The organism is Mycobacterium sp. NGS63 (assembly GCF_059812295.1).
Genome location: NZ_JCALCJ010000007.1, coordinates 250,962 through 272,396, shown reverse-complemented (window position 1 = coordinate 272,396; position 21,435 = coordinate 250,962). Strand labels below are relative to the sequence as shown.

Below are 21,435 nucleotides of genomic sequence, written 5' to 3'. Positions count from 1 at the left end.
CAACTCGACGATCAAGCGATCAACCACGGCGGCGAAGAAACGCGAATGGACCGGATACGCTCCGTCGTCCGGCACGATCTGCCCGCGTCGCTCGTCGTCTTCCTGGTCGCACTCCCGTTGTCACTGGGGATCGCGATCGCGTCGAACGCCCCGGTGCTCGCCGGCCTCATCGCGGCGGTCGTCGGCGGCGTCATCGGTGGCGCCATTGGCGGGTCGCATCTGCAGGTCAGTGGCCCCGCCGCCGGCCTGACCGTCGTGGTCGCCGAACTGGTTTCCCAATTCGGCTGGGGCATAACGTGTTTGATCACGGTCGCCGCGGGTGTGCTGCAGGTAGTGCTGGGGTTCAGCCGGGTGGCGCGAGCCGCGCTGGCGATCTCACCCGTTGTCGTGCACGCCATGCTGGCCGGCATCGGGATCACGATCGCACTGCAACAGACGCATGTGTTGCTGGGCGGGAAGTCGAAAAGCACGGCCTGGCACAACCTTGTTGGGCTGCCCGGCCAGATCATCGGCGCTCATCGCCCCGGGGTCATCCTGGGCGTACTGGTGATCGTCATCATGGTCGCGTGGCGTTGGGCCCCAGCCAAACTTGCGGTGGTTCCCGGCCCGTTGGTCGCCATTGTGGTGGTCACGGTCGTCTCCGTGGTGTTCCCGTTCCACGTGCGGCGCATCGACCTCGAGGGGTCGCCGCTGGACGCTCTGCAGCTACCGCAGTGGCCCGCCGGCAATTGGGGCGCCGTCGTGATCGGAATCATCACGGTCACGCTCATCACCAGCGTGCAGAGCCTGCTGACAGCGGTGGCGACCGACCGGATGCACACCGGACCCCGCACCGACCTCAACCGCGAACTGGTCGGGCAGGGCGCGTCCAACATCGCATCGGGAGCGATCGGCGGTCTTCCCATCGCGGGCGTCATCGTCCGCAGCTCGGCCAATATCAGGGCGGGTGCCAAATCCCGCGCGTCGACCATCCTGCACGGCTTCTGGGTCCTCCTGTTCGCCCTTCCGTTCGCGGGATTGATCGAGCAGATTCCCACCGCGGCCCTTGCCGGGTTGCTGATCGTGATCGGAATTCAGCTGCTGCAACCGGCACACATCGAAACCGCGCTGAAAAGCGGGGATTTGATCGTCTACGTGGTGACCGTGATCGCCGTTGTATTCCTCAATCTGCTGCACGGCGTGCTGATCGGGCTCGCCCTGGCCATCGCGATGACCGGTTGGCGAGTGATCCGGGCCAGGGTCGAAGCCAAGTCCGAAGGCGACGGGTGGCACGTGCTGATCGAGGGGCCGGCATGCACCTTCCTCGCCCTGCCCCGCCTGACGCGCGTGCTGGCGTCCATCCCCGCCGGATCACAAGTGACCGTAGTTGTGTCCGTCAACTACCTCGATCACGCCGCGCACCAAGCGATCAGCGACTGGCAGCGCCAGTTCGAGTTGACGGGTGGCACAGTCCGGATCCGTGGAGTGTTCGAGACCGGCCACCTCTTCCGCCGGCACACAAACGAACTCGTGGAAGCCGAAAGCCCGGGGGCCGCAGCCTAATTGACTCGCTCAGTCGACGTCGATCCGGATGTGCAGTCGCTTGCCGCACACCTGCGCCAGGCGCGCCAGCACGTCGACCCGCGGCACCTCCGTCCCGTCCTCCCACGCGGCAACGGCTTCCGGCGTAGTGCCGAGCGCCTCGGCCAGTTGGGCCTGGTTCATATCCGCGCCGGCGCGTGTCTCGAAGATCAGATCGGGCAAGTCCAGTGCCAGCCCGGCTTCGTGAATATCCATTGAGTTAGCTTCCGGCATGGCAATCACCGGCTTCCGTAGTAGGTCGGTCCGAGATCGAGCATCCAACCCCGATCCTACGCCGCCACTACCGCCCGGCCATCTCCTCGAGCCGGCGGATGCGGTCCTCGATCGGCGGGTGCGTCGAAAACAGCGACCCGATCTTCTCGCCCGCGCGGAATGGGTTGGCGATCATCAGGTGCGCCTGGCTGGCCAGCTGCGGCTCCGGCGGCAATGGCGCCGCCTGGACCCCGCCGGAGATCTTGCGCAGCGCCGACGCCAAAGCCAGGGGGTCGCCGGTCAGCACGGCGCCCGACTCGTCGGCCTGGTATTCCCGCGACCGGGACACCGCCAGCTTGACCACGGTCGCCGCGATCGGGCCCAGCAACGAAACCAGCAGCAGCGCAAAGGGATTGTCGCCGTCGCGGTCGTTGCCGCCGAAGAACATCGCGATGTAGGACAGCGCGGTGATCACCGACGCCATCGCGCCGGCGACACAGGAGATCAGGATGTCGCGGTTGTAGACGTGGGAAAGCTCGTGGCCCAGCACGGCGCGCAGCTCGCGCTCGTTGAGCATGCCCAGGATGCCGGTGGTGCAGCACACCGCGGCGTTGCGCGGATTGCGGCCGGTGGCGAAGGCGTTGGGGGCGTTGGTGTCGCTGATGTACAGCCTCGGCATCGGCTGGTGCGCGGAGGTGGCCAGCTCGCGCACGATCCGGTACATCGCCGGCTCCTGCACCTCGGTCACCGGCTGCGCGTGCATGGCCCGCAGCGCCAGCTTGTCGCTGTTGAAGTAGGTGTAGGCGTTCATGCCGATCGCGAACAGCACCGCCAGCCACATGGCCGTCCTGCCGAACAGCGAGCCCACCAGCACGATCAACACGGACATACCGACCAACAGGGCGAAGGTCTTCAGCCTGTTGGCATGCGGATGCCAGGTCATCGGTGTCCTCCTAGGAGCCTCAACTATTGCTCATTGAACGCCTGAAACGCCTGGCGGAGTTCCGGGACCCGCTAACCGTGGCGGCTCACCGTGTAGTCGACCAGCGTCTCCATCGCCCGCCGGCCCGGGACGTCGGGCAAAAGCGCCAGCTCCCGGCGCGCCCGCTCGGCATATTGCGTCAGGAAGTGCTTGGCCTTGGTCATGCCGGGTGACGCGCGCAACAGCGTCAGCGCCTCGGCCACCAACGCGTCGTCCTCGACGGGCCCGGACAGCAGCTGTCGCAGCCGCACGGCCTCGGGCTCGCGCAGCGCATAGACCATCGGCAGGGTGTGCACCCCTTCGCGGACATCGGTGCCGGGCAGCTTGCCGGACTCGTGGGAGTCGCTGTCGATGTCGATGATGTCGTCGGAGATCTGAAACGCGGTGCCCACGATGCCGCCGAGGCGGCTCAGCCGCTCCACCTGTTCGGCGTCGGCGCCCGAGAACATCGCGCCGAACCGGCCCGCCGCGGAGATGAGGCACGCCGTCTTCTCGTACACCACCTTCAGGTAGTGCTCGACGGGATCAACCCCGTCGGCCGCGCCCCTCCCCTCGCGCATCTGCCCGGTCACCAATTGGGCGAACGTCTCCGCGATGAGCCGCACCGCCTCCGGTCCTAGCCGCGACACCAGCCGCGAGGCCGTCGCGAACAGGTAGTCGCCGGCCAGGATCGCGACGTTGTTGCCCCAGCGCACGTTCGCGGTCGGCGTGCCGCGGCGGACCTCCGCCTCGTCCATCACGTCGTCGTGGTAGAGCGTGGCCAGGTGCACCAGCTCGATGACCGCGCCGGCGATGGTGACCTCCGCGGCGTCCGGGTCGGGGCCGAGCTGCGCGGACAACACGGTGAACAGCGGCCGGAACCGCTTGCCGCCGGCCTTGAACAGGTAGGTCAGCGAGTCGGTCATCACCGCGTCGGCGCTGCGCAGCTCGGTCTCCATGAGCTGCTCGATCCGCGCCACCCCGTCGCGCACGGTGGCGGCGAACGCGGCATCCGCGAAGTCGATGCCCGCCACCACGGTCGCCGGGGTACTCACCCGACCAAACATACTGGTGTGCATGGGGACGAAAGCCATCGGAGCCGACGTGGTGGTCGTGGGCGCTGGACCGGCCGGTTCGGCGGCCGCGGCCTGGGCCGCCCGCGCCGGCAACGACGTGCTCGTCGTCGACTCCGCCAGCTTCCCCCGCGACAAGGCGTGCGGCGACGGGCTGACCCCGCGCGCCGTCGCCGAGGTCGAACGACTGGGGCTGGGCGGCTGGCTGGACACCCGCATCCGCCACCGCGGCCTGCGGATGAGCGGGTTCGGCGGCGAGGTGGAGGTCGACTGGCCGGGGCCGTCGTTCCCGTCGACCGGCAGCGCGGTGGCCCGCCTCGAGCTGGACGACCGGATCCGCAAGTGCGCCGAGGATTCCGGGGCGCGGATGCTGCTGGGCACCAAAGCCGTTGCCGCCCATCATGACTCATCTAGGCGGGTGGTTTCGCTGACGCTGGCCGACGGCACCGAGGTGGGTTGCCGCCGGTTGATCGTGGCCGACGGGGCCCGCTCACCGCTGGGCCGCAAGCTGGGACGGCGCTGGCATCAGGAGACGGTGTACGGCGTGGCCGCGCGCGGCTACCTGACCACCCCGCGGGCCGACGAGCCCTGGTTGACGTCGCACCTGGAGCTGCGCTCTCCGGACGGCGCCGTGTTGCCCGGCTACGGCTGGATCTTCCCGCTGGGCAACGGCGAGGTGAACATCGGCGTCGGCGCGCTGTCGACGTCGAAGCGGCCCGCGGACCTGGCGCTGCGGCCCCTGATCTCCTACTACACCGACCTGCGCCGCGACGAGTGGGGCTTTGACGGCGCGCCGCGGGCGGTGGCGTCGGCGCTGCTGCCGATGGGGGGCGCGGTCTCCGGGGTGGCCGGCCCCAACTGGATGCTGATCGGCGACGCGGCAGCCTGCGTCAACCCGCTCAACGGCGAGGGCATCGACTACGGCATGGAGACGGGGCGGCTGGCCGCCGAGCTGCTCGACTGCGCCGACCTGTCGCGGGTGTGGCCGGAGCTGCTGCAGCAGCACTACGCGCGCGGGTTTTCGGTCGCGCGCAGGCTCGCGTTGGCGCTGACGTTCCAGCGGTTTTTGCCCGCGACCGGGCCGGTCGCGATGCGCTCGACGCGGTTGATGACGATCGCCGTGCGCGTGATGGCCAACCTGGTCACCGACGACGACGCCGACTGGGTGGCGCGGGCCTGGCGGGGCGGCGGCCGGCTGTCGCGGCTGATCGATCGCCGAACGCCATTCACCTGAGCCACTTTCCGTGGCGAGCAGACGCAAAGGGACCCAAATACTCGGCGTGTCGGGTGCTTTTGCGTCTGCTCGCACGTATAAGGCTCCTTGACATATATCAGCCCGCTTGATATATCTGGTGGCATGACCCAACCACTCGATTTCGAATTCGAAACCGCCTATCGCGGTGAATCCGCCCAATTCGGTGAGGGCGTGCGGCCGCCGTGGAGCATCGGCGCCCCGCAGCCCGAGCTCGCCGCCCTGATCGAGCAGGGCAAGTTCCACGGCGACGTCCTCGACGTCGGCTGCGGCGAAGCCGCGATCTCCCTGGCGCTGGCCGAGCGGGGCCACACCACCGTCGGGCTGGACCTTTCCCCCACCGCGATCGACCTGGCCCGCCGCGAGGCCCAGGCGCGGGGGCTGACCAACCTCACGTTCGAGGTGGCCGACATCAGCTCGTTCACCGGCTATGACGGCCGGTTCGGCACCATCGTCGACAGCACCCTGTTCCACTCGATCCCGGTCGAGGCGCGCGAGGGCTACCAGCAGTCGATCCGGCGGGCCGCCGCACCCGGCGCGTCGTACTTCGCGCTGGTCTTCGACAAGGCCGGGGTGCCCGAGGGCCCGATCAACGCCGTCACCGCCGACGAGCTGCGCGAGGTGGTGTCCAAGTACTGGGTCGTCGACGAGATCCGGCCGGCCCGCATCCACGCCAGCCTGCCCGAGGGCGCGCCGGTGATGCCGTTCCCCGACGTCCGCGACGAGCCGAACGGCCTGAAGTCGGTCAGCGCCTGGTTACTGTCCGCGCATTTGGCGTAAGGCGTATAGTCCGGCTAATGAAGGCTTCGAGGCTGGCTTCGCTCATCGCCATGGCGGGCGCCGCTATCGCATTGGCGGCGCCCGCGCAGGCCGACGACTACGACTACGTTTTCAAACAAACCGTCAACCACTTCGGCGTTTACGGCCCGCAGGACCAGCTCGCGTGGCTGGCCAAGATCAGCTGTGAACGCATCGGTCGCGGCGTCGACGGCGACGCGTACAAGTCGGCCAACTTCATCCAGCACAACCTGCCGTTGGGCACCACGCAGGGTCAGGCGTTGCAGTTCCTGGGTGCCGCGGTCGACCACTACTGCCCCAACCAGGTCGGCTTCGTCCAAAGCGCCGGCCGCTAGCCGCGTTAGCCGCGAGAGTGCACTTACTGACGACCTCTCTCGGGCGATGCGTCGGTAGTCGCACTGTCGCGGAGAAAGCGGTGGCCGGCCGCCAGAACTAAAGCGGCTTGTAGCCCGCGTGCAGGGCGACGATTCCGCCAGTCAGGTTGCGCCACCGCACCGCCGACCACCCGGCCGCCGAAATTTGGTGCGCCAGGGTGGGCTGGTCGGGCCAGGCCCGGATCGACTCGGCGAGGTACACGTACGCGTCGGGGTTGGACGACACCGCCCGCGCCACCCGCGGCAGCGCCCGCATCAGGTACTCCTTGTAGACCGTGGCGAACAGCGCGTTGGTGGGCGTGGCGAATTCGCACACCACCAACCGGCCCCCGGGCCGGGCGACGCGGAACATCTCGCGCAGCCCCGCCTCGTGGTCGACGACATTGCGCAGCCCGAAACTGATCGTGACCGCGTCGAACACCGCGTCGCCGAACGGCAACCGGGTGGCGTCGCCGGCGACCTTGGGCACCTGGCGGGACGCGCCCGCCGCGAGCATCCCGGCCGAGAAGTCGGCCGCCACACACCACGCCCCCGATTTCGCCAGCTCCACGGTGGACACCGCCGTGCCCGCGGCCAGGTCGAGCACCTTGTGACCCGGCCCGATCCGCAGGGCCGCGCGGGTGGCCCGACGCCAGTACCGGTCCTGACCCAGTGACAGCACGGTGTTGGTCAGGTCGTAGCGGCGGGCGACGCCGTCGAACATCGAAGCGACGTCCCGGGGGTTCTTGTCCAGCTCCGCGCGACTCACCGCGTCGACGCTACCTGCCGGTTAGGCGGCGACGGCCCCGCGCCTGCCCAGCACCGCCTCGTAGTGGCCGAGCAGCTCGTCGCAGATGACCGGCCAGCTGCGGTGCAGCACGCTGCGCCGGGCGGCCGGCGCGTAGCGGTGCCGCTCGGCGAGCAGGTGCGCGGCGGCGGCCGGCAGCCGCGCCTCGAACTCGTCGACGGGCAGTAGCAGCCCGGTGCGCCATGGGGCGACGAGGTCGCGGGGTCCGCCGGCGTCGGGGGCGATCACCGGCAGCCCGGACGCCAGCGCCTCTTGCACGACTTGGCAAAACGTCTCGTGCTCACCGGGATGGACGAAGACGTCCATGCTGGCGTAGGCCGCGGCGAGCTGACTGCCGTAGAGCGCGCCGGTGAAAACCGCTGCGGGCATTGCGGATTGCAGCTTGGTGCGATCCACGCCGTCGCCGACGATCACCAGCTGCACCGAGTCGTCGGCGCCCAGCGCGGCCAGCCGCTCGACGTGCTTCTCCGGCGCCAGCCGGCCCACGAACCCCACGATCGGCCTGCCGGCCGGCGACCACCGCCGCCGCAGCTCCTCGCTGCGCGCCGACGGCGCGAACCGCAGCACGTCCACCCCGCGCGCCCAGCGGTGCACCCGCGGGAACCCCTGGGCGGCAAGCACTTCCATGGTCGCGCTGGACGGCGCCAGGGTCCGGTCGGCGAGGCCGTGCAGGTGGCGAAACCACGCCCACGCCGCCCGCGCCGTCATCGGAATCCCATAGCTGGCCGCGAATCCGGGCACGTCGGTCTGATACACCGCGACCGTCGGCACGCCCAACCGCCTCGCCGCCAGCACCCCGCCGTAGCCGAGCAGCGCCGGCGAAGCCAGGTGCACGACGTGCGGGTCGAATCCGCGCAGCACGCCCAGCATTCGGGGCATCGGCACCCCCAGCGGCAGCGTGGTCACCTTGGGAAACATCCGCGACGGGACCCGGTGCACCCGGATGCCGTCGTGGATGCGGTCCGCCCGCGGCCGGCCCCTGGGGTTGTCGGGCGCGATGACGAGTGCCTCGTGTCCGGTGCGGCGCAGGTGCTCCAGGATGCGCAGCACGGAGTTGCTGACGCCGTTGACATTCGGGAGGAAGGATTCGGCGACGATGGCAACGCGCACGACACCATCTTGTCAGTGACGGTTGTCGCGCAGGTGGCCTACGGGCGTACGTCGTGCGAAATCTGCTGGTCGCGGCGGTCCAGCCAGCGGTCCAGCAGCGCCAGCCCGGCCAGGGCCGCCGCCGCGATCAGCCACGCCGCCACCGCGATGGATCCGGCCGGGATGATCGCCAGCCCGGCGTTGCGGTGCTGGACCCGGACCAGGTTCGGGTTCTTCTTGTTGTATTCGACATAGATGCGCATGCCGGTCGCCAACTGGGACGGATACAGCACGCCGAGCTCGGGTCGGTAGGTGACGCGCTCGGGGGTGACGAATTCGATGGTGGAGCGCCGCGGTCCGGCGCTGAGCACCTCGGCCTGCGCCACGCCCATGTTGTGTTGGATCGCCAGGTCGTCGCGCCACGCGCCCGCCACCAGCAGCGCCGACTGCAGCGTCACCAAGGCGGTCAGGATCAGCACCGTAATCCGCAACCAGCGCAACACGATCCTGCCGCGGGTCGTCGGCGGCTTTTCGGTGCGGCCATGAATAAGTATGTGCAACAACACCTTTGGCGAGATCAAAGGGCCGCCTTGATGGCGGCGTGCAGCTGTCGCAGCGAGGACCGGTCCGCCTTGACCTCCAGCACCCGCATCCCCGGCGCCGGCTCGTCCAGGGCCGCGCTGAGTTCGTCGACCTCGATCTGGCGGCTCTCCACGTGGTAGGCGCGGCACAGCGCGCCGACGTCGACGTCGTGCGGGGTGCCGAAGATCCGCGAGGACACGTCGGAGAACCGGGGGTCGCCCTGCTCGAGCAACTCGAAGATGCCGCCGCCGTTGTCGTTGGACACCACGATGGTCAGCCGCTGCGGCGTCGGCTCGGTGGGCCCGATCAGCAGCCCGGAGCTGTCGTGCACGAAGGTCAGGTCGCCGATCAGCGCGACGGTGCGCCCGTCGTGCTGCCCCTCGAAGGCCAACGCCGCCCCGATCGCCGTCGACACGGTGCCGTCGATGCCGGCCACGCCGCGGTTGGACCGGACCCGGATGCCGTGGGTGTCCAGGCCCACCAGCGCCGCGTCGCGGACCGGGTTGGACGCGCCGAGCACCAGCTGGTCACCCGGCCGCAGCGCGTTGGCGACGGCGGCGGCGACGTGCAGGCCCGTCGTCAGCGGGTGCGCCTTGAGCTGGCTGCGCACCGCGTCGTTGGTGTGCCGGTTCATCTCCGCGCAGCGGTGCAGCCACGCCGGGTTCGGCGCCCCGGTGGTGACCGCGCGGGTGCCGGTGGCCTGGGAGTTGCCCGAGACGTCGGGCCACCGGGGCCCGGTGGTCAGCGCGTAGACGGGCACCTGCGGGTCGGCCAGCAGCGCCGACACGGGCCGGTGCAGCGTGGGGCGCCCGAGCATGATCACCTGCTTCGGGCGCAGCAGCCGCAGGGCCAGGGGGTGCAGCGGGTTGGCCGGCGCCGGCGCAGTGGGCTCGGCGACGGTGGGCAGTTGCTCGAGGTTGGGGTGCGCCCCGGCGCCGTGCCCGGCGATGACGACGGTGTCGGGCGTCAGGTCGATTTCCAGCGGCTGGTCGAACGTGACCGGCGGCGTGTACGTCCACGCCCTGCCGTCGGGCCGTCCCGGCGGGATCGCGGCGGCGTGCGGCTCGGGGTCCGGCACCAACGGTTCGCGCAGCGGGATGTCGAACTGCACGGGCCCGGCGTTGGCGGTGCGAGATCCGGTGGCGGCGGCCAACACCCGGCAGGTGGCCGATCGCCAGGTGGCGTTGAACTCCGGCATCCGCTCGGGTGCGTCCTCGGCCAGGCCCAGGCTGATGGTGGCGCGCACCTGGGTGCCGAAATAACCCAGCTGCTCCATGGTCTGGTTGGCGCCGGTGCCCAGCAGCTCGTAGGGCCGGTTGGCGCTCAGCACGATGAGCGGCACCCGCGCGTAGTTGGCCTCCACCACCGCCGGGCCCAGGTTGGCCACCGCGGTGCCCGACGTCATCGCCACACACACCGGCGCGCCGGCGGCGATCGCCAGGCCGATCGCCAGGTACCCGGCGGTGCGCTCGTCGATGCGCACGTGCAACCGGATCCGGCCCGACCGGTCGGCGTCGGCCAGCGCGAACGCCAGCGGGGCGTTGCGCGACCCGGGGCACAGCACCACGTCGCGGACGCCGCCGCGGATCAGCTCGTCAACGACGACGCGGGCCTGGGTCGTCGAGGGGTTCACTCCTACAGGGTGTCATAACCGGCAAAATGCGCGCCGAGCGTGGAGTTGTTGCGCCACATCGCGTGTTTTTGCGCAACAACTCGACGTTGGGCGACCGGGCTAGGTCGCAAAGAACTGCAGCGCCGCGGAGTTGACGGCCTGCGGGCGCTCCAGGAACCCCAGGTGACCGGCCTCGGGTATCTGCAGGTAGCGGCCGTTGGGGATGGCGTCGGCGACCTCGCGCCCGAGGTAGGGCGGAGTCACGACGTCGTCGGCGAAGCCCATCACCAGCACCGGGGCGGCGATGCTGCGGTAGGCGGGCAACCGGTTGGTCTGCGGGGAGACGTCCAGTTGGCAGCGCAGGCCCGGGGTCTGCTTGACCGGCCAGGTGCAAAACATCGCGATCCAGTCGGCGACGGCCGTGTCGTCGTTGATGGTTTTGCGCGAAAAGCTTTCCAGCAAGCGGTTTCTCGCGTCGGCCACGGGTGGCAGCTGGATCCCGGAGGCGAACAGCTCGACCTCGGCGTCGTAGAAGAACTTGCGCGCGGCGTCCAGGCGGCCGCGGGTGGCCATCAGCACCGCGGAGGACACCAGTTCGGGCCGGGCCACCATGAGCTCCTGCGCGATGTAGGCGCCCATCGACACCCCGACGACCCGCGCGGGCGCGGCGCCCAGCGACTCGATCAGCGCGGCGGTGTCGGCCACCATGGTCTGCGTCGTGAACCCCTCGGCGTTCTCGGTCGCGCCGATCCCGCGGTTGTCGAAGGTGATGACCCGGTATCCGGCCGCCAGGAACGCCGGCACCTGATGCGGGTGCCAGGTGCGCCCGGCGCCCCCGCGGCCGGCGATGAAAAGGACGGGGTCGCCGGACCCGCGGTCGTCGTAAGCCAGGTTGATCACCCGCACGACGGTACAAGTAGCGGATAGCAGGCCTGGACCCGGTCGATCCACCACTGCCGCCGCCCGGCCGGCGCGGCCAGCGCCCGCAGCCGCGCCGGATCCGGTGTCACCGGGCCCACCGGCAGGTAGCCGTCGTGCGGCGTGCCGACGTCGGCGACGTCTTCGACGAACAGCCGCCCGGTGCCCAGCCCGCACGCGTGACGAAGGTGCGGCAGGGCCGCCGCGGCGGTGAGCCCGGCGGCGATCCCCACCGCCGAATCCAGCGCGCTGGACACCACGACCGGGATGTCGATCTGGGCGGCGATGTCGAGCAGGGCCGAAACCCCGCCCAGCGGAGCGACTTTGAGCACCGCGATGTCGGCGGCGCGGGCGCGGACGACGGCCAGCGGATCGTCGGCCTTGCGGATGCTTTCGTCGGCGGCGACCGGCACGTCGATTTGCGCGCGCAGCGCGGCGAGCTCGCCGACGGTCGCGCAGGGCTGCTCGAGGTACTCCAGCGGCCCGTCGGCGGTCAGCGCGGCCGCCGCCCGCGCCGCCTGCTCGACGGTCCAGCCGCCGTTGGCGTCCACCCGCACGGTGCCGACCAGCTCGCGCACCGCGTTGACCCGGTCGACGTCGTCGGCCAGCGTCTGCCCGGGCTCGGCGACCTTCACCTTGGCGGTGGCGGCCCCGGGGAACCGGGCCAGCACCTCGCCGACCCGGGCGGCGGGGACGGCCGGCACGGTGGCGTTGATCGGTACCCGGTCGCGCCGCACCGGCGGCGGCTGGCGGTATGCGCCCTCGACGGCCGAGGCCAGCCAGTGCGCCGCCTCGTCCGGGCCGTATTCGACGAAGGCGCCGAACTCACCCCAGCCCGCCGGGCCCTCGATCAACGCCACTTCGCGGGTGGTGATGCCGCGAAACCGCACCCGCATGGGCAACGCGACCACGTGCAGGCGGTCCAACAGGTCCTCGAGCGTCGGCGTCACGCGCTGTACACCTGGCGGCCGGCGAGATACGTCGCGCGAATGTCCAGATCCGCGATCCGCTCGGGCGGCACCGTGCGCGGATCGGCCGACAGCACCACCAGGTCCGCGTACTTGCCGACCTCGAGCGAGCCGACCACGTCGTCGGCGAACAGCTGCCAGGCCGCGTCGATGGTCTGCGCGCGGATCGCCTGCTCGACGGTCAGCCGCTCCTCGGGCGCCAGCACCCGGCCGCTGGGCGCGGTGCGGGTCGCGGCCACGCTGATGTTGCGCAGCGGCTCCTCGGGCGTGACCGGCGGGTCGTTGTGCAGCGAGATGCGCATGCCGGTGGCCACCGCGGAACCCGCTGGCATCCAACGGGATCCGCGCTCGGGCCCGAACAGCCCGTCGACGATGATGTCGCCCCAGTAGTGGATCTGGTCGACGAAGATGCTGCAGGTGACCCCGAGGTCGGCGGCGCGCCGCAGCTGGTCGGGCCGGATGGCGCCGACGTGTTCGAGCCGCAGCCGGTGGTCGTCGCGCGGGTGGCGTTTCAGCGCCGCTTCGTAGACGTCGAGGATGATGTCGACACCGGCGTCGCCGTGCACGTGGCAGGCCATCGGCCAGCCCAGCGGGAAATACGCGCCGACGATCTCGTCGAGCTGCTCTTTCGTGTAGTTGGCGTGCCCGCAGGAACCGGGCGTCACCCCGATGGTGCGGGTGGCGGGGCTCTCCAGGTACGGGAAGGTCAGGGCGATGTTGCCCACCCACGGCGAGCCGTCCACCCAGATCTTGATGCCGACCTGGCGCAGCATGTCGTCGCCCTCGCCGGGGGTGGCGTCGGTGCGCATCTGCGGGTTGGAGATCTCGTAGGTGCGCAGCCGGACCGTCAGCTCGCCCCGCACTTGCTCGACCAGCGGCCGAAACGCCGGGTCGAAGGCCATCTCCGAGCAGGTCGTCAGCCCGGCGCGGTTGAGCCGGCCGCACTCGGCGAGCAGCAGTGCCGGGGAGTCGCCGGGGTGGATGGCGCCGGCCAACAGCGGAAACACCGCGCCGGTCTCCTCGGCGCTGCCGTCGAGCTCGCCGCGGGCGTCGCGGCCGTACTTGGCGCCCTTGGGATCCGGGGTGTCGCGGGTGAGCCCGGCTTGCCGGGCGGCGCGGGAGTTGAAATAGGCCTTGTGCCCGGAATTGTGGATGATCACCAGCGGCCCGTCGGGCGCGATCTCGTCGAGCCACGCCAGCGTCGGCTCCGGAAGCCCGTTCTGCAGCAACGGGTCCCAGCCGTTGAGGTAGGCCCCGGCGTCCCCCCAGGTTTTCGCCTCGCGGGCGACGGCCGCGACCACGTCCTCGGCCTCGCGCACGGTCACCGGCCTGATGTCGACGATCCGGTCCGACAGCGCCATCGCTTCCATCAGCGGATGGCCGTGCGCCTCAACGAATCCCGGCATCACGCAGCCGTCACCGACGTCGACGGTCTTCGTGTCCGGGCCGACGAGGCCCGCGACGTCGGAGCGGGCGCCGACGGCGACGATCCGGCCGCCGGACACGGCCAGCGCCTCGGCCGTGGGCCGCGCGTCGTCGACGGTCAGCACCGTTCCGGTGACGACGAGATCGGCATCGGCCATAGGCCGGATGCTAGTGGTCGGAGGGCGCGACCGACCCGAATTGCAACACGTTCTAGTCTTGGGCCATGAGTGACGAGTTGCTGCGCCATCCGACCCACAACGGCCACTTACTGGTAGGCGCGCTCAAGCGCCACAAGAACAAGCCCGTGCTCTTCCTCGGCGACACCACGCTGACCGGTGGTCAGCTCGCCGAGCGGGTCAGCCAGTACACCCAGGCGTTCGAGGCGCTGGGCGCCGGCACCGGCGTCACCGTGGGGCTGCTGTCGCTGAACCGCCCCGAGGTGCTGATGATCCTCGGCGCCAGCCAGACCCAGGGCTACCGGCGCACCGCGCTGCATCCGCTGGGCTCGCTGGACGACCACGCCTACGTGCTGTCCGACTGCGGCGCCAGCTCGCTGATCGTCGACCCCAACCCGGCATTCGTCGAGCGCGCGCTGGGGCTGCTGGAGAAGGTCGACTCGCTCAAGCAGATCCTCACCATCGGCCCGGTGCCCGAGGCGCTCACCGGTGTGGCGGTCGACCTGTCGGCCGAGGCGGCCAAGTACGAACCCAAGCCGCTGGTGGTCGCCGAGCTGGCGCCGGACCACATCGGGGGCATGGCCTACACCGGCGGCACCACCGGCAAGCCCAAGGGCGTGATGGGCACCACCGGCAACATCGCCGCGATGACGCAGATCCAGCTCTCCGAATGGGAGTGGCCGGAGAGCCCGCGGTTTTTGATGTGCACGCCGCTGTCACACGCCGGCGCGGCGTTCTTCACGCCGACGGTGGTCAAGGGCGGCGAGATGGTGGTGCTGAGCAAGTTCGATCCCGCCGAGGTGTTGAAAACCATTGAAGAGCAAAAGATTACGGCGACCATGCTGGTGCCGTCGATGCTCTACGCGCTGATGGACCACCCGGACTCGCACACCCGCGACCTGTCGTCACTGGAGACCGTCTACTACGGCGCGTCGGCGATGAACCCGGTGCGGCTGGCCGAGGCGATCCGGCGGTTCGGCCCGATCTTCGCCCAGTACTACGGACAGTCCGAGGCGCCGATGGCGATCACCTACCTGGCCAAGGGAGACCACGACGAGAAGCGGCTCACCTCGTGCGGGCGCCCGACGCTGTTCGCGCGGGTGGCGCTGCTCGGCGAGGACGGCCAGCCGGTGCCACAGGGCGAACCCGGCGAGATCTGCGTCAGCGGACCGCTTTTGGCCGGCGGCTACTGGAATTTACCTGACGAGACCGCGAAGACTTTTAAAGACGGCTGGCTGCACACCGGTGACATGGCCCGCGAGGACGAGGACGGCTTCTACTTCATCGTCGACCGCGTCAAGGACATGATCGTCACGGGCGGCTTCAACGTGTTCCCCCGCGAGGTCGAGGACGTCATCGCCGAGCACGCGGCCGTCGCGCAGGTGTGCGTCGTCGGGACCCCGGACGACAAGTGGGGCGAGGCCGTCACCGCGGTGGTGGTGCTGCGCGCCGATGCGCCGCGCGATGACGCCGCGATCGAGGCCATGACCGCCGAGATCCAGGCCGCGGTCAAGGAGCGCAAGGGCTCGGTGCAGTCGCCCAAGCGGGTCGAAATCGTCGACGCGCTGCCGCTGACCGGTCTCGGCAAGCCGGACAAGAAGGCCGTGCGGGCGCGGTTCTGGGAGGGCGCCGGCCGCGCGGTGGGCTAGATGCTCGCCCCGCGTGCGGCTGGCCGCACACTCGCAGCCGAAAGTGCGGCTGGCCGCACGCTCGGCAAAGGTTAGCGGGTCACGCCGGCCACGAGTAGGTCGAGCATGCGAGATGTCTGCTCGGGCGAACCGCTGACCAGAAAGATGCCGATGAGGCTCGACACCACGTCGTCGGCCTGCACGTCGGCGCGCAGGGTCGCATCGGCGGCGCCGGCGCGCAACAGCGCGTCGACGGCGCCGACGATGCTGTCGCGGGTCTGGCTGGGCTCCATGGCGCCCGAGTCGAAGATCGCGTGCAGAGACTCGGCCATTCCCCGCTTGGCGGCCACGAAGCCGGCGTAGCGATCCATCCAGCGCCGTAGCGCGACCTTCGGCGGATGCCGCTCGAGCAGCTGCCCGGCCGCGGCCGCCACCTCGGCGAGCTCCGCCCGGTAGATCGCCTCGACGAGAGCTTCCCGGTTCGGGAAATGGCGGTACAGCGTGCCGATTCCCACGCCCGCGTGGCGGGCGATCGACTCCAGCGAGACCGACGCGCCGTGCGCGGTGAACGCCGCGGTGGCCGCGGCCAGCAGCCGTTCGCGATTGCGGCGCGCATCGGACCGACTCGGTGTGACCAAGCGGAGGCTCCTCCGTTTCTGCTAGGCTCGGCACAAGCGGAGGCTCCTCCGCATTCCTATCAAGTGTGTCAGACGGGAGCACCATGACAACCTTTCCCCCGGTCACGCGCGTCGGCTACGGCGCGATGCAACTGTTCGAGGCCACACCCGACGACGCGGCGGCCGTGCTGCGTCGCGCCGTCGAACTCGGCGTCAACCACATCGACACCGCGTCGTTTTATGGCCCCGGGGAGGTGAACCGCCGCATCCGCGCGGCGCTGGCCCCCTACCCGAAAGACCTGGTCATCGTCAGCAAGGTCGGTGCGCGCTACACCGGCGAACAACCCGTGCCCCTGGCGCCCGCCCAGAAGCCGACCGAACTGCGCGCCGCGGTGGAGGACGATTTGGCCCAACTCGGTCTGGACCGGATCCCGGTGGTCAACCTGCGCCGGCTCGACCTGGGTCCGGGCCTGGCCGCCGAGGGCGACCAGATCGTCGACCTCGACGACCAGCTCGCCGAGATGATCTCCCTGCGCGACGAGGGCAAGATCGGCGCGATCGGAATCAGCGCCGTGCCGCTCGAGGTGGTGCAGCGCGCGCTGCCCGCCGGCGTCGTGTGCGTGCAGAACCCCTACAGCCTGCTGGACCGCTCCCAGGAAGCCGCCCTGCAGCTATGCGCGGCCGAGCGCATCGCGTGGGTGCCGTATTTCCCGCTCGGCTCGGCGTTCCCCGGATTCCCGAAGGTCGCCGTCCACCCGGTGGTGGCCGACATCGCCAACCAACTGGGCGTCACCGGCGCCCAGGTCGGGCTGGCGTGGCTGCTGGCCCACACGCCCAACACGTTGCTGATCGCCGGCACCCGGTCGATCCCCCACCTCGAGGAGAACCTCGGCGCCGCGGACGTCACCCTGAGCTCCGACGCGATGGCCCGGCTGGACGCCGTCGGCACGACGGAGCCCCAGCCCCATGGGGTCGAGCCCTTTCAGAGGTAACGTCACGGCCTATGGGAAGCGGCAACACCGTACGGCCGCCGTGGTGGCTGAAGCCGGCCAACAAGGTCTTCATCCGGATGTCGCGGCTGGGACTGAGTTTCGGCGGCGAAAGCCCCGTGGTGCTGACGGTGCGGGGCCGCAAGTCCGGGCGGGATCGGTCGACCCCGGTGACCCCGATGACGGTCGACGGCAAACAGTACGTCGTCGGCGGGTTTCCCGGCGCCGACTGGGTGGCCAACGTGCGCGCGGCCGGCCAGGTGACCATCGCGCGCGGGCGGCGCGTCGAGCGAGTGCGCATGGTCGAGCTGTCCCCCGACGACGCGCGGCCCTTGCTGCGGGCGTTTCCGACGGAGGTGCCCACCGGCGTCGGCTTCATGAAACGCGCCGGGCTGGTCACCGGGGGCCGGCCCGAGGAATTCGAGGCGCTGGCGGGCATCTGCCCGGTGTTCCGTTTCGACCCGGTGTAGGAGTCCGAAAACATTGAGCGACAACCCCTTTGATGCGCAGGCGTGGCGGCCCGTCGACGGATTCGGCGACCTGACCGACATCACCTACCACCGCCACGTCACCGACCCCACGGTGCGGGTGGCGTTCGACCGGCCCGAGGTGCGCAACGCGTTTCGGCCGCACACCGTCGACGAGCTGTACACCGCACTCGACCACGCCCGGATGTCGCCCGACGTGGGCGTGGTGCTGCTGACCGGCAACGGCCCGTCGCCCAAGGACGGCGGCTGGGCCTTTTGCTCGGGCGGCGATCAGCGCATCCGCGGGCGCTCCGGGTATCAATACGCCTCCGGGGACACCGCGGACACCGTCGACGCCGCCCGCGCCGGCCGCCTGCACATCCTCGAGGTGCAGCGGCTGATCCGGTTCATGCCCAAGGTGGTCATCTGCCTGGTCAACGGGTGGGCGGCCGGCGGCGGGCACAGCCTGCACGTGGTGTGCGACCTCACCCTGGCCAGCCGCGAACACGCCCGCTTCAAGCAGACCGACGCCGACGTCGGCAGCTTCGACGGCGGCTACGGCAGCGCCTATCTGGCCCGCCAGGTAGGCCAGAAGTTCGCCCGCGAGATCTTCTTCCTGGGCCGCGCCTACACCGCCGAGCAGATGCACCGCATGGGCGCGGTCAACGCCGTCGTCGACCACGCCGACCTGGAATCCGAGGCCATCGGCTGGGCACGCGAGATCAACGCCAAATCGCCTCAGGCGCAACGGATGCTGAAGTTCGCGTTCAACCTGCTCGACGACGGGCTGGTGGGTCAGCAGCTGTTCGCCGGTGAGGCCACCCGGCTGGCGTACATGACCGACGAGGCCGTCGAGGGCCGCGACGCGTTCCTGCAGAAGCGGGACCCGGACTGGAGCCCGTTCCCGCGGTATTTCTAGGGTCCGCCAGCGTGACGCGGGTCTCCCCACCCGCCCGCCTAGACTCGCCCCCTGTGAGCAAGAGCCCCCTGCGCCGGCTGACCGACCAGTTCGTGCTGGCGACCATGCGGCCGCCCATGGCGCCGCAGATCCTGATCAACCGGCCCGCGATGAAACCGGTCAACCTCGACGGCAAGCGGATCCTGCTGACCGGGGCGTCGTCGGGCATCGGCGAGGCCGGCGCCGAGCGCCTGGCCCGCGAGGGCGCGACGGTGGTCGTCGTCGCCCGTCGCGGCGACCTGCTCGACGCGCTGGCCGACCGGATCACCAAGGCCGGCGGCGCCGCCATCGCGATCCCCTGCGACCTCTCGGACATGGACGCCGTCGACGCGCTGGTCGCCGACGTCGAACAGCGGCTCGGCGGCGTCGACATCCTGATCAACAACGCCGGCCGGTCCATCCGCCGCCAGCTGGCCGAGTCGCTGGAACGCTGGCATGACGTCGAGCGGACCATGGTGCTCAACTACTACTCGCCGCTGCGGCTGATCCGCGGGATCGCGCCCGGGATGCTCGAGCGCGGCGATGGCCACATCATCAACGTCTCGACCTGGGGTGTGCTCTCGGAGGCCTCGCCGCTGTTCTCGGTGTACAACGCCTCGAAGGCCGCGTTGTCGACGGTGAGCCGGGTGGTCGAAACCGAGTGGGGCCGCCACGGCGTGCACTCGACGACGCTGTACTACCCGCTGGTGGCCACGCCGATGATCGCGCCGACGAAGGCCTACGAGGGGATGCCCGCGCTGACGTCGGAGGAGGCCGCCGAGTGGATGCTCACCGCCGCGCGCACCCGCCCGGTGCGGATCGCGCCGCGAATGGCGATCGCGGCCAAGGCGCTGGACACGTTCGGACCCCGGTGGGTCAACACCCTGATGCAGCGCCAGAGCATCCAGCCCGCCCGCTAGAGACGTGATAGACACGAGGCTATGGAGATCCTGGCCAGTCGGATGCTGCTCCGGCCGGCGGACTATGAGCGTTCGTTGAGCTTCTACCGCGACGAGATCGGCCTGGCGATAGCCCGCGAGTACGGCGCGGGCACCGTGTTTTTCGCGGGCCAGTCTTTGCTGGAGCTGGCCGGCTACGGCTCGCCGGACCATTCCCGGGGACCGTTTCCCGGGGCGCTGTGGCTGCAGGTCCGCGACATCGAGGCGACCCAGGCCGAGCTGCGCGGCCGTGGGGTGCCGATCGCCCGCGAGGCGCGCCGCGAACCGTGGGGCCTGCATGAGATGCACGTCACGGATCCGGACGGCATCACACTGATTTTCGTCGAGGTTCCCGGCGATCATCCGCTGCGCCGCGACACCCGCGGCGACCAAGGGAACATCCGGTGAACTAACAGCTAACATCGAACGACAAGTCAAGGTACACCTGCGTTTCGGCCGTCTTTCCGTTCGACAATTGAATCACCCGACTACCAGAATCAGGCCCTGTGAACATCGATTTGTTCCTCTTGATCATTGTCGTAATCACGGCGCTCGCTTTCGATTTCACCAACGGCTTCCATGACACCGGCAACGCGATGGCGACCTCCATCGCCAGCGGCGCGCTGGCGCCCAAGGCGGCCGTCGCGCTGTCCGCGGTACTCAACCTGGTGGGCGCGTTCATGTCCACCGCCGTCGCGGCCACCATCGCCAAGGGCCTGATCGACGGCCACGTCGTGACGCTGGACCTGGTGTTCGCCGGACTGGTCGGCGGCATCGTCTGGAACTTGCTGACCTGGTTCCTCGGCATCCCCTCCAGTTCCTCGCACGCGCTGATCGGGGGCATCGTCGGCGCCACCATCGCCGCCGTCGGCGGCCACGGCGTGATCTGGAAAGGCGTGGTGTCCAAGGCGATCATCCCGGCTGTCGTCTCGGCGATCCTCGCCATCGCCGTCGGGGCGATCGCGACCTGGCTGGTCTACCGGATCACCCGCGGCGTGTCGGCCAAGCGCACCGAGGCCGGGTTCCGCTACGGCCAGTGGGGCTCGGCGTCGCTGGTTTCGCTGGCGCACGGCACCAACGACGCGCAGAAGACGATGGGCATCATCTTCCTGGCGCTGATGTCCTACGGATCGGTCAGCAAGAGCGCGGTGGCACCGCCGCTGTGGGTCATCGTCGGGTGCGCGCTGGCCATGGCGTCGGGCACCTACCTGGGCGGCTGGCGGATCATCCGCACCCTGGGCAAGGGACTGGTCGAGATCAAGTCGCCGCAGGGCATGGCGGCCGAATCATCTTCGGCCGCAGTCATTCTGCTGTCCGCCCACTTCGGCTACGCGCTGTCCACGACCCAGGTCTGCACCGGTTCGGTGCTCGGCAGCGGGCTGGGCAAGCCGGGCGGCGAGGTGCGTTGGGGGGTGGCCGGCCGGATGGCGGTCGCGTGGCTGGTCACGCTTCCGCTGGCCGGGCTGGTCGGGGCGATCACGTACTGGATCGTGCATTTCATCGGCGGCTACCCCGGCGCGATCATCGGCTTCGGGCTGCTGGTCGCGGTCTCGGCCACCATCTACGTGCGCTCGCGCAAGATCAAGGTCGACCACAAGAACGTCAACGCCGAGTGGGAAGGCAGCCTCACCGCCGGCCTCGAAGGCTCGGGCGCGCCGCCGCCGCCACCGCCGTCGGACCCCGGGCCGGCGATACGCATCCCGGCTCCGCCCCGGACCGGCTCGGATGACCCGACGGTAAGCGCGGGGAACCTCTCGTGAACCACTTCGGCGATTGGTTCAATTACGAAGCGTCCCTGAAGATTCTGGTCTTCAGCATGCTGGCCGGCGCCGCGCTGCCGGGCCTGTTCGCCCTGGGGCTCCGGTTCCATGCGATCGGCGGCGGGCAGGCCGGCACCGACGGCGGTCCGTCGCACAAGAATCCGCTGATGCTGGCGCTCGCGTGGGTGATCTTCGCGTTGGTGATCGCGGTGATCGCCTTGGCTCTGCTCTACATCTCGCGCGACTTCCTCGCCCACCAACTGGGCCACCCGTTCCTGGGGGCACGCCCCGGTGGCGCCAAGTAGCATTGG

22 protein-coding genes and 1 pseudogene are annotated in these 21,435 nt (G+C 70.1%); 12 read left to right on the top strand and 11 right to left on the bottom strand.

Annotated features, from left to right (window positions below):
* Nucleotides 1–45: 45 nt before the first annotated feature.
* The gene (locus tag AC5Y4Z_RS19740) at nucleotides 46–1,542 is read left to right on the top strand and encodes a SulP family inorganic anion transporter (protein ID WP_499966382.1); all 1,497 of its coding nucleotides are present in this window, start codon (nucleotides 46–48) and stop codon (nucleotides 1,540–1,542) included.
* Between the two features lie 9 nt (nucleotides 1,543–1,551).
* On the opposite strand, the gene AC5Y4Z_RS19735 is transcribed toward AC5Y4Z_RS19740, so the two are convergent.
* From AC5Y4Z_RS19735 to grcC1, 3 genes are all read right to left on the bottom strand, one after another.
* On the bottom strand, nucleotides 1,552–1,776 hold the full coding sequence (locus AC5Y4Z_RS19735; RefSeq protein WP_499966340.1) for a helix-turn-helix domain-containing protein: 225 nt from the start codon (nucleotides 1,774–1,776) through the stop codon (nucleotides 1,552–1,554).
* An 85-nt stretch (nucleotides 1,777–1,861) separates the two neighbouring features.
* Complete coding sequence (gene htpX, locus AC5Y4Z_RS19730) at nucleotides 1,862–2,716, bottom strand: zinc metalloprotease HtpX (RefSeq protein ID WP_499966339.1); 855 nt, start codon at nucleotides 2,714–2,716, stop codon at nucleotides 1,862–1,864.
* 71 nt (nucleotides 2,717–2,787) lie between these two features.
* Nucleotides 2,788–3,789, bottom strand: a complete 1,002-nt coding sequence (grcC1, locus tag AC5Y4Z_RS19725; RefSeq protein ID WP_499966338.1) for a nonaprenyl/(2E,6E)-farnesyl/geranylgeranyl diphosphat synthase — start codon at nucleotides 3,787–3,789, stop codon at nucleotides 2,788–2,790.
* Nucleotides 3,790–3,811: 22 nt separating this feature from the next.
* Between grcC1 and menJ the strand changes: the two genes are divergently transcribed.
* The 3 genes from menJ to AC5Y4Z_RS19710 all read left to right on the top strand — a co-directional run bounded on the left by menJ (nucleotide 3,812) and on the right by AC5Y4Z_RS19710 (nucleotide 6,192).
* Nucleotides 3,812–5,041, top strand: coding sequence for a menaquinone reductase MenJ (gene menJ, locus AC5Y4Z_RS19720; RefSeq protein WP_499966337.1), 1,230 nt, complete (start codon nucleotides 3,812–3,814; stop codon nucleotides 5,039–5,041).
* A 123-nt stretch (nucleotides 5,042–5,164) separates the two neighbouring features.
* The gene (locus tag AC5Y4Z_RS19715; protein ID WP_499966335.1) at nucleotides 5,165–5,839 is read left to right on the top strand and encodes a class I SAM-dependent methyltransferase; all 675 of its coding nucleotides are present in this window, start codon (nucleotides 5,165–5,167) and stop codon (nucleotides 5,837–5,839) included.
* 17 nt (nucleotides 5,840–5,856) lie between these two features.
* Entirely contained in the window at nucleotides 5,857–6,192 is a 336-nt protein-coding gene (locus AC5Y4Z_RS19710) for a DUF732 domain-containing protein (protein WP_499966333.1), read from the top strand.
* Nucleotides 6,193–6,289: 97 nt separating this feature from the next.
* Here the strand turns inward: AC5Y4Z_RS19710 and AC5Y4Z_RS19705 are convergent, their stop codons facing one another.
* From AC5Y4Z_RS19705 to AC5Y4Z_RS19675, 7 genes are all read right to left on the bottom strand, one after another.
* A complete protein-coding gene (locus AC5Y4Z_RS19705; protein ID WP_499966331.1) occupies nucleotides 6,290–6,979 on the bottom strand; it encodes a demethylmenaquinone methyltransferase in 690 nt (229 codons plus the stop codon).
* A gap of 21 nt (nucleotides 6,980–7,000) precedes the next feature.
* The gene (locus tag AC5Y4Z_RS19700; protein WP_499966330.1) at nucleotides 7,001–8,128 is read right to left on the bottom strand and encodes a glycosyltransferase family 4 protein; all 1,128 of its coding nucleotides are present in this window, start codon (nucleotides 8,126–8,128) and stop codon (nucleotides 7,001–7,003) included.
* A 38-nt stretch (nucleotides 8,129–8,166) separates the two neighbouring features.
* Nucleotides 8,167–8,688, bottom strand: a complete 522-nt coding sequence (locus AC5Y4Z_RS19695; protein WP_499966328.1) for a DUF3592 domain-containing protein — start codon at nucleotides 8,686–8,688, stop codon at nucleotides 8,167–8,169.
* Entirely contained in the window at nucleotides 8,685–10,322 is a 1,638-nt protein-coding gene (menD, locus tag AC5Y4Z_RS19690) for a 2-succinyl-5-enolpyruvyl-6-hydroxy-3-cyclohexene-1-carboxylic-acid synthase (RefSeq protein WP_499966326.1), read from the bottom strand. The genes AC5Y4Z_RS19695 and menD overlap by 4 nt, the downstream gene beginning before the upstream one ends.
* Nucleotides 10,323–10,421: 99 nt before the next feature.
* On the bottom strand, nucleotides 10,422–11,201 hold the full coding sequence (locus AC5Y4Z_RS19685; protein ID WP_499966325.1) for an alpha/beta fold hydrolase: 780 nt from the start codon (nucleotides 11,199–11,201) through the stop codon (nucleotides 10,422–10,424).
* On the bottom strand, nucleotides 11,198–12,115 hold the full coding sequence (locus AC5Y4Z_RS19680) for an o-succinylbenzoate synthase (RefSeq protein ID WP_499966381.1): 918 nt from the start codon (nucleotides 12,113–12,115) through the stop codon (nucleotides 11,198–11,200). The genes AC5Y4Z_RS19685 and AC5Y4Z_RS19680 overlap by 4 nt, the downstream gene beginning before the upstream one ends.
* Before the next feature lie 50 nt (nucleotides 12,116–12,165).
* Nucleotides 12,166–13,770: an amidohydrolase gene (locus AC5Y4Z_RS19675; protein WP_499966323.1), complete on the bottom strand. Its 1,605-nt coding sequence runs from the start codon at nucleotides 13,768–13,770 to the stop codon at nucleotides 12,166–12,168.
* Here AC5Y4Z_RS19675 and fadD8 point away from each other — a divergent pair.
* Nucleotides 13,756–15,437: pseudogene (fadD8, locus tag AC5Y4Z_RS19670) on the top strand (fatty-acid--CoA ligase FadD8). The gene AC5Y4Z_RS19675 and the pseudogene fadD8 sit on opposite strands and share 15 nt — an antisense overlap.
* Before the next feature lie 71 nt (nucleotides 15,438–15,508).
* On the opposite strand, the gene AC5Y4Z_RS19665 reads toward fadD8, so the two are convergent.
* Nucleotides 15,509–16,054, bottom strand: coding sequence for a TetR/AcrR family transcriptional regulator (locus AC5Y4Z_RS19665; RefSeq protein WP_499966321.1), 546 nt, complete (start codon nucleotides 16,052–16,054; stop codon nucleotides 15,509–15,511).
* Between the two features lie 83 nt (nucleotides 16,055–16,137).
* Here AC5Y4Z_RS19665 and AC5Y4Z_RS19660 point away from each other — a divergent pair, with 83 nt between their 5' ends.
* The 7 genes from AC5Y4Z_RS19660 to AC5Y4Z_RS19630 all read left to right on the top strand — a co-directional run bounded on the left by AC5Y4Z_RS19660 (nucleotide 16,138) and on the right by AC5Y4Z_RS19630 (nucleotide 21,429).
* Entirely contained in the window at nucleotides 16,138–17,025 is an 888-nt protein-coding gene (locus AC5Y4Z_RS19660; RefSeq protein WP_499966319.1) for an aldo/keto reductase, read from the top strand.
* Nucleotides 17,026–17,036: 11 nt separating this feature from the next.
* On the top strand, nucleotides 17,037–17,492 hold the full coding sequence (locus tag AC5Y4Z_RS19655; protein ID WP_499966318.1) for a nitroreductase family deazaflavin-dependent oxidoreductase: 456 nt from the start codon (nucleotides 17,037–17,039) through the stop codon (nucleotides 17,490–17,492).
* 13 nt (nucleotides 17,493–17,505) lie between these two features.
* Complete coding sequence (locus AC5Y4Z_RS19650) at nucleotides 17,506–18,408, top strand: 1,4-dihydroxy-2-naphthoyl-CoA synthase (RefSeq protein ID WP_499966317.1); 903 nt, start codon at nucleotides 17,506–17,508, stop codon at nucleotides 18,406–18,408.
* A 53-nt stretch (nucleotides 18,409–18,461) separates the two neighbouring features.
* On the top strand, nucleotides 18,462–19,346 hold the full coding sequence (locus tag AC5Y4Z_RS19645) for an SDR family oxidoreductase (protein WP_499966316.1): 885 nt from the start codon (nucleotides 18,462–18,464) through the stop codon (nucleotides 19,344–19,346).
* Nucleotides 19,347–19,367: 21 nt separating this feature from the next.
* A complete protein-coding gene (locus tag AC5Y4Z_RS19640; protein WP_499966314.1) occupies nucleotides 19,368–19,772 on the top strand; it encodes a VOC family protein in 405 nt (134 codons plus the stop codon).
* A 98-nt stretch (nucleotides 19,773–19,870) separates the two neighbouring features.
* Nucleotides 19,871–21,124: an inorganic phosphate transporter gene (locus AC5Y4Z_RS19635; RefSeq protein WP_499966313.1), complete on the top strand. Its 1,254-nt coding sequence runs from the start codon at nucleotides 19,871–19,873 to the stop codon at nucleotides 21,122–21,124.
* Nucleotides 21,121–21,429 carry a hypothetical protein gene (locus AC5Y4Z_RS19630; RefSeq protein WP_499966311.1) on the top strand — a complete coding sequence of 103 codons (309 nt, stop codon included), beginning with the start codon at nucleotides 21,121–21,123 and terminating at the stop codon, nucleotides 21,427–21,429. Before AC5Y4Z_RS19635 ends, AC5Y4Z_RS19630 begins: the two co-directional genes overlap by 4 nt.
* Nucleotides 21,430–21,435: the final 6 nt, after the last annotated feature.